Origin of the sequence: Yoonia sp., from assembly GCF_036007805.1 — a bacterium.
Taxonomy (GTDB): domain Bacteria; phylum Pseudomonadota; class Alphaproteobacteria; order Rhodobacterales; family Rhodobacteraceae; genus Yoonia.
In genome coordinates this window covers 1-7220 of record NZ_DASYOK010000072.1, presented here as the reverse complement: position 1 = coordinate 7220, position 7220 = coordinate 1, and the positions used below count along the sequence as shown (strand labels likewise).

Annotated in this window: 10 protein-coding genes; 6 read left to right on the top strand and 4 right to left on the bottom strand. The window is 57.8% G+C overall.

All coding sequences use genetic code 11. The features are described from left to right. The 3 genes from VGP75_RS04615 to VGP75_RS04605 all read right to left on the bottom strand — a co-directional run. The coding region (locus VGP75_RS04615; protein ID WP_327542541.1) for a xanthine dehydrogenase family protein molybdopterin-binding subunit at positions 1-681 on the bottom strand (681 nt) is incomplete at its 3' end. Position 682: 1 nt separating this feature from the next. After that, positions 683-1159, bottom strand: a complete 477-nt coding sequence (locus VGP75_RS04610) for a (2Fe-2S)-binding protein (protein WP_327542540.1) — start codon at positions 1157-1159, stop codon at positions 683-685. Beyond that, positions 1156-2019: an FAD binding domain-containing protein gene (locus VGP75_RS04605; protein WP_327542539.1), complete on the bottom strand. Its 864-nt coding sequence runs from the start codon at positions 2017-2019 to the stop codon at positions 1156-1158. Before VGP75_RS04605 ends, VGP75_RS04610 begins: the two co-directional genes overlap by 4 nt. Positions 2020-2180: 161 nt before the next feature. Between VGP75_RS04605 and pgsA the strand changes: the two genes are divergently transcribed. The 3 genes from pgsA to VGP75_RS04590 are packed head-to-tail and all read left to right on the top strand — an operon-like array spanning position 2181 to position 3531. Next, a complete protein-coding gene (gene pgsA / locus VGP75_RS04600) occupies positions 2181-2849 on the top strand; it encodes a CDP-diacylglycerol--glycerol-3-phosphate 3-phosphatidyltransferase (RefSeq protein ID WP_327542538.1) in 669 nt (222 codons plus the stop codon). Then, a complete protein-coding gene (gene moaD, locus VGP75_RS04595) occupies positions 2846-3091 on the top strand; it encodes a molybdopterin converting factor subunit 1 (protein WP_327542537.1) in 246 nt (81 codons plus the stop codon). The genes pgsA and moaD overlap by 4 nt, the downstream gene beginning before the upstream one ends. Then, a complete protein-coding gene (locus tag VGP75_RS04590) occupies positions 3091-3531 on the top strand; it encodes a molybdenum cofactor biosynthesis protein MoaE (RefSeq protein ID WP_327542536.1) in 441 nt (146 codons plus the stop codon). Before moaD ends, VGP75_RS04590 begins: the two co-directional genes overlap by 1 nt. On the opposite strand, the gene VGP75_RS04585 is transcribed toward VGP75_RS04590, so the two are convergent. Continuing rightward, on the bottom strand, positions 3518-4120 hold the full coding sequence (locus VGP75_RS04585; protein WP_327542535.1) for a DNA-3-methyladenine glycosylase I: 603 nt from the start codon (positions 4118-4120) through the stop codon (positions 3518-3520). The two genes, VGP75_RS04590 and VGP75_RS04585, sit on opposite strands and share 14 nt — an antisense overlap. A 69-nt stretch (positions 4121-4189) precedes the next feature. Between VGP75_RS04585 and VGP75_RS04580 the strand changes: the two genes are divergently transcribed. The 3 genes from VGP75_RS04580 to phbB all read left to right on the top strand — a co-directional run bounded on the left by VGP75_RS04580 (position 4190) and on the right by phbB (position 7127). Then, on the top strand, positions 4190-4996 hold the full coding sequence (locus tag VGP75_RS04580; protein WP_327542534.1) for an EAL domain-containing protein: 807 nt from the start codon (positions 4190-4192) through the stop codon (positions 4994-4996). A 149-nt stretch (positions 4997-5145) separates the two neighbouring features. Then, entirely contained in the window at positions 5146-6321 is a 1176-nt protein-coding gene (locus VGP75_RS04575) for an acetyl-CoA C-acetyltransferase (protein WP_327542533.1), read from the top strand. 80 nt (positions 6322-6401) lie between these two features. Further along, positions 6402-7127 (top strand): acetoacetyl-CoA reductase, encoded by a 726-nt coding sequence (gene phbB / locus VGP75_RS04570; protein ID WP_076659648.1) that lies wholly within the window; start codon positions 6402-6404, stop codon positions 7125-7127. Positions 7128-7220: the final 93 nt, after the last annotated feature.

The following is a 7220-nucleotide window of genomic DNA, read 5'->3' as shown; positions in this document are numbered from 1 at the left end:
CTGACCTTGGGTGCAGCACCAGACCTCGCCACGGCCATCATTACCAAGGCTCGCCATGCAGGCCTGCGGTTCGATATAGCCTTGGTGGGTCGCGGCGGTTTTGAAGCTGCGTTCGATGATCTTGTCCGCCTTGGCAAAGCCCGCGTCCAGATCACCATGCCCGAATTTGCAGTAGGTGGTCACGTTCTGCGACATGCCTGCTGGCACGTTTTCAAGCGCGCGGCCTTCCTGCACCACGGGTGCATCCGGTTTCATCGCGGCGTCCACATCGGTGACATGGGGCAGGGGTTCATATTCTACCTTGATCAGCCGGATCGCCTGTTTTGCAATCGCCTTGCTGGTTGCTGCGACGGCGGCCACAGCGTGCCCATCGTAAAGCGCCTTGTCACGCGCCAGACAGTTGATTGCCACATCGGCAAAGTCCGCGTCCTCCGGCATCGCAAGGTCAGCACCTGTGACAACGGCCTTCACCCCAGCCAGTGCCTCTGCTTGAGAAGTATCAATCGATACGATCCGCGCATGGGCATGCGGGCTGCGCAGGATGCGGCCATGCAACATACCGGGCGCAGAGATATCCGCGCCATAGGCAGCTTTGCCCGTGACCTTGTCGATCCCGTCAGGGCGGGTCACACGTGTGCCGACCACATTGAACTTGCGTTCTGCTTGTGCATCAAAAGCCATCTTATGCGCCTCTCATTTCAGCGGCAGCAGTCTGCACTGCTTTGATAATCTTGTCATAGCCGGTACAGCGGCACAGGTTTCCCGCCAGCCAATAGCGCACCTCGGTGTCGGTTGGGTCGGGGTTCTTTTCCAAGAGCGCCTTGGCCGCCACCAGAATACCCGGTGTGCAGATGCCACACTGCAAGGCGGCTTCTTCGAGAAAGACACGCTGCAAAGGATGCAAGGTATCGCCCTTGGCCATGCCTTCGATCGTTTCAATCTCTGCGCCTTCGGTTTCGACACCAAGCACCAGACAGGAACAAACCAAGCGCCCGTTCATCATCACACTGCAGGCGCCACAATCGCCTGTGCCGCAGCCCTCTTTGGCGCCTGTCAGCCCAAGCCGGTCGCGCAGTACATCCAATAGGCTTTCATCGGTGTGGCAGAGGAATTCTGTCTCATCACCGTTGATGGTTGTTGCAACGGGTATCGTTTTCATAGCTGACCTCCTGCGCGCCCGTAGGCGATAAGGGCCGCGCGTTTCGCGAGAACCCCTGCTGTTTTCGTGCGGAATTCGATAGTTCCGCGTTTGTCTGTGATCGGCGAACAGGCAGCTTCAACCGCGCGCACCATTGCAGCGATGGCCGCGTCATCCAGCTTTGATCCGACCAGCGCCACCCCTGCGTCTTTCACCAAGCGCACTGTCGGGGCCACCGCACCAATAGCGATGCGCGCATCCGTGACTACGCCCTCTTGATCCAATGTAAGGCTGACGGCTGCCGATGACACCGCGATGTCCATTTCGGTGCGGGGAATAAAGCGCAAATAGGCGTCACCTGCATGCGCCGGACGGGCAGGCAGATAGATCGAGGTGATGAATTCCCCTTTGCTCAGGGAATTCTTGCCGGGGCCTGTTGGAATATCCACAACAGGCACATCGCGAACCCCGTCAGGGCCGTGCACGCGCGCCACCGCTTCCGCTGTGACCATCGCGGGTACCGCATCGCCCGCAGGCGAGCCAGTGCAAAGGTTGCCTGCCATCGTCGCACGGCTTTGGACCTGGGAAGAGCCGATCAACTCGACCCCTTCCACCACGCCGGGCCACATTGCCTTAACCGCGTCATGTTCGCCCAGTTCAGCCCCTGACACCGCCGCGCCAATGCGAAATCCACCATCCTCGGGGGTAATCTCGCGCATGCCGGGCAGGTGCTTGAGATCGACCATCAGATCAGGCTCGACCATCTCTGCCTTCAACTGCACAAGCACATCGGTGCCACCCGCCAGAATGCGGGAAATGCCGGTTGCGTCACGCAATAGGGTTGCAGCCGCCTCAAAACTCTCGGGCTTAACGTATCTCATTGGGTATCCCCATATATCGGTAGGATTTGCGGCGCACGCGCGCTGCGTCAGGTGTATTGTGTCTTGAACGCCCCGGAGGGTCAAATCCATTCCCGCTGTGATGCGTCAAATTCTCGCTCCTCCCACTGGTATCGGAAGCCGCGTCGCGCTACCACTCGGTTATGACATTGAACCTGCCAAATATCCTGACAATCCTGCGGCTGGCAGCGGCCCCTGGCGTTGTCGTGATGTTTCTTTATTTCGCGCGGCCTTGGGCGGATTGGTTCGCGCTGGTACTGTTTGTCGTCGCGGCCTTCACCGATTTTCTTGACGGCTATCTGGCGCGCGCATGGAAGCAGGAAAGCAAGCTTGGCGCGATGCTGGACCCGATTGCCGACAAAGCGATGGTGATCATTGCGCTGGTCGTGATTACGGGCTTTTCCGGCATGAACCCCTGGATATTGCTGCCCGCCACGGTCATCATTTTTCGCGAGGTGTTTGTCTCTGGCCTGCGCGAATTCCTGGGCGACACTGCCGGCACGCTGAAAGTGACGAACCTTGCGAAATGGAAAACAACCGCCCAGATGGTCGCGATTTCCATGCTTTTCGCGACCGGCGCGTTCGAGCATTATTTCGCGATGCAATCGCTCGCGATGACACAAGAGATGGTCGAGGACGCGATCTTTGGCGGTGGGCCTGACGAATTGGGGCTTTGGTGGAAATACCAAGGCATGGTCATAAGCTGGTGGGGCGGTATCGTGATGCTCTGGGCCGCAGCGGTGCTGACGCTGGTGACGGGCTGGGATTACTTTAACAAATCGCGTCCTTTTCTGCAGGATGGTGGGATATGAATGTTGTCTATTTTGCATGGGTGCGTGAACGCATTGGTCTGCCGCAAGAAACAGTGGAAACAGGTGCTGCAACGGTGAAAGACCTGATTGCCGAGCTGAGCGCCCGCGAAGAACGCTATGCCGCTGCCTTTGCCGATATCAGCGCGCTACGCGTCGCACTTGATCAGGAGCTATCGGATTTCGACGCGCCCTTGGCTGGTGTGCGCGAGGTTGCGTTCTTCCCTCCGATGACGGGCGGCTGATGACGGTTCGTGTACAGGCAGAGGCTTTTGACGCAGGCGAAGAGCTGAATGCCTTCGCGCAAGGGAGCACCGATATTGGCGCGGTTGTCAGCTTTACTGGCGTTGTCCGCGACACCCAAGGCGACCTGCAAGAAATGCTGATCGAACACTACCCCGGCATGACGACACGCGCGATTGCTACGATCGCGGATGAGGCTGTCGCGCGCTGGGCGCTGGCGGATGTATTGGTGATCCATCGCTATGGGCCGCTCAAACCCGGTGAACCGATCATGATGGTCGCCACGGCGTCCGCCCATCGCGCCGCAGCCTTTGAGGCGGCGGACTTTCTGATGGATTACCTGAAATCCCGCGCGCCGTTCTGGAAGAAAGAAGTGACCGCGCAGGGCGCCTCATGGGTTGATGCCAAAGACGCTGACGAGGACGCGCTTAAACGCTGGTAGGCCAGACATCGGCCGGATCGCGCGCCAATGCCGCACAGGGGGCATGGCGCGGGCAGGTGGTCAGGTGATTGTTGATCAGCCCTGTTGCTTCCATGAAGGCATAGACAATCGTCGGGCCGCAAAACCGGAAGCCCGCCTTTTTCAAGTCTTTTGATATCTGCGCAGAGAGCGGCGATTGCGTTGGCATATCTGCACGGTCTGAAATGGTGGTGCGCAGCGGCACCCCGTCCACATAGTTCCATAAGAACCGGTCAAAGCCCTGCCGCGCTTCTATCTCTTGCCATGCGCGGGCATTGCCGATGGTTGCTTCGATCTTGCCACGATGGCGGATGATACCGGCGTCACCCAGCAGGCGCGCAACGTCGGCCTCGCCCCATTCGGCGATCACATCAGGCTCAAACCCCGCAAAGGCCGCCCGAAAGTTATCACGCTTTTTTAGGATCGTGATCCATGACAGCCCCGCCTGAAACCCGTCCAGGATCAGCTTTTCCCAAAGCGCGCGGCTGTCATACTCGGGCACACCCCATTCGGTGTCATGGTAATCAATGTAAATCTGCTCAGGTCCGGCCCAGCCGCAACGCTCATTCATTCGGGTTCCCTTAACCGGTTGTTAGCCCAAACTGGGGCATCTTGCGCAGGTTTAGTATGGAGTGCGCAGATGCAAAACACCACGCTCAGCCTTGCGCAGGTTGATAAGCAAGAGCTGGATGATCCATTCGGATACGCAATGGCAAGCCGTGATGCAGATGTGCTGTATCTGGTGCGCGATGCACTGGCAGCGGGGCGTGGGCAATTGGCGTTCCAGCCTGTTGTGACATCCGACGCGCAGCATCAAGTCGCTTTCTATGAGGGCCTGATGCGTTTGTCGGATGAAAGCGGGCGGGTGCTGCCTGCGGCCCACTTTATGCCGCAGGTCGAAGACACGGATCTGGGCCGTCAGATTGATTGTCTGTCGCTGGAACTGGCGCTGCGCAAACTGCGTCAGAACCCGGACCTGCGCCTGTCGGTCAACCTTTCGGCGCGTTCCATTGGCGATGGTGAATGGCGGCGCACCTTGGATCGCGGGCTTCTGGACCGCAACAATCTGGGGGATCGTTTGATCTTTGAGATCAGCGAAACATCAGCCATGATGCTGCATGAAAACGTGATCCGCTTTATGAGCGAAATGCAACCGCGGGGCGTTGGCTTTGCTTTGGATGGCTTTGGTGCGGGCCTTATCGCGTTTCGACATTTAAAGTCTTTTTTCTTTGATCTGGTGAAGATCGACAAAAGCTTTATCCGTGGCATTGACCGTGATCCCGACAATCAGGTTTTGGCAGAGGCGCTGATCACAGTCGCGCATCAGTTCGAAATGTTTGCCGTTGCAGACGGGGTGGAAACGGCGGCAGAGGCTGAATTTCTCGAAGGCCTCGGTGTGGATTGCTTGCAAGGGTATTACTTTGGCGTGCCAAAACCCGCGCTATAGCAGAAATCTACCAAGTACCCAGATGCTTTGATTTGCTTTTCGGTACAATTGCGCATACCCAAAGGGGCAATGGGCTAAGGTGTTTGGCTTGCACCTGTCGGGTGGAACTGGCACCTTTTTGCTGGACCAAAACCTGAAGGGAACCATCCATGACGAACGTCGTTATCGCATCCGCAGCACGCACCGCCGTTGGCAGTTTCGGCGGATCATTCGCAAACACACCCGCACATGATCTGGGGGCCACCGTTCTGGAAGCCGTCGTCGCGCGTGCCGGTATCGATAAATCCGAAGTTAGCGAAACGATCCTCGGTCAGGTTCTGACAGCCGCCCAGGGGCAGAACCCCGCGCGTCAGGCGCATATCAACGCGGGTTTGCCGAAAGAATCCGCCGCTTGGGGCATCAACCAGGTCTGTGGGTCCGGTCTGCGCGCGGTTGCGCTGGGCGCACAGCATATCCAGCTGGGTGATGCGTCTATTGTGGCCGCTGGTGGACAGGAAAACATGTCTCTGTCCACACATGCCGCGAACCTGCGCGCCGGTCACAAAATGGGCGATATGACCTATATCGACACCATGATCCGTGACGGTCTGTGGGATGCGTTCAACAACTATCACATGGGTCAGACAGCCGAAAACGTGGCCGAGAAATACCAGATCACACGCGAGATGCAGGACGCATTCGCGGTTGCGTCGCAAAACAAGGCGGAAGCAGCCCAGAAAGAAGGCCGCTTTGACGATGAAATCACAGCCTTCACCGTGAAGACACGTAAAGGCGATATCATCGTCGACAAAGACGAGTACATCCGCCACGGCGCCACGATTGAAGCCATGCAAAAGCTGCGCCCTGCCTTTACCAAGGACGGGTCTGTGACTGCGGCGAACGCCTCGGGCTTGAACGACGGTGCGGCGGCAACTTTGCTGATGTCCGCGGATGAGGCCGAAAAGCGCGGCATCGAACCGCTGGCGCGCATTGTGTCATATGCCACAGCCGGGCTTGACCCGACCATTATGGGTGTCGGCCCGATCTATGCATCGCAAAAAGCGCTGGCAAAAGCCGGATGGAGCGTTGATGATCTGGATCTTGTTGAAGCGAACGAAGCTTTCGCGGCCCAAGCCTGTGCCGTCAACAAAGAGATGGGTTGGGATCCGGCGATCGTGAACGTCAACGGCGGAGCAATCGCAATCGGTCACCCGATCGGTGCCTCTGGCTGCCGTGTTCTGAACACGCTGCTCTTCGAAATGAAACGCCGTGGTGCCAAAAAAGGCCTTGCGACGTTGTGCATCGGCGGCGGCATGGGTGTTGCGATGTGCGTTGAGCGTCCATAACCCCGCAGAGAAATATTGTTGCGCCTAGTGTGGCGCAACGATAATAAGATTATCTAAGGAAATTCCCCGGAGGAGAAACTATGTCCCGTGTTGCACTCGTAACAGGCGGCTCGCGCGGTATCGGCGCAGCTATTTCGACAGCATTGAAAGATGCAGGCTATCAGGTTGCCGCGACTTACGCGGGCAATGATGAAAAGGCTGCTGCCTTTACGGCTGAAACCGGCATCAAGACCTACAAATGGGATGTCGCGAATTACGAGGCCTGTCAGGCAGGCGTCGCCCAGGTCGAAGCTGATCTTGGTCCGGTTGAGATTCTGGTGAACAACGCGGGCATCACCCGTGACGCGCCATTCCACAAGATGACACCGCAGCAGTGGCATGAATGCATCGACACCAACCTGAACGGCGTGTTCAACATGACGCACAATGTCTGGGGCGGTATGCGCGAGCGCAAGTTTGGCCGCATCGTGACCATCTCTTCGATCAATGGCCAGAAAGGCCAGTTTGCGCAGGCAAACTATGCCGCGACCAAGGCAGGCGACATCGGCTTCACTAAATCACTCGCCCAAGAGGGCGCGCGCGCCGGTATCACGGTCAACATCGTGGCACCCGGCTATATCAACACCGAAATGATGAGCACGATCCCTGAGAAAGTGATGAACGAAGTCATTCTGCCGCAGATCCCTGTTGGTCGCCTTGGCGAAGCCTCGGAAATTGCGCGTGCGGTTTGTTTCCTTGTGTCTGATGATGCGGGTTTTGTGACGGGCTCGACCCTGTCGGCCAATGGCGGCCAGTATATGACCTAAGGTCTGGCACATCCTGAAAATTACAAAGGCCACGTCAACGGGACGTGGCCTTTTCTTTTCGGCGTTAGAAATCGCTAGTGCGCGCTGAGGCGC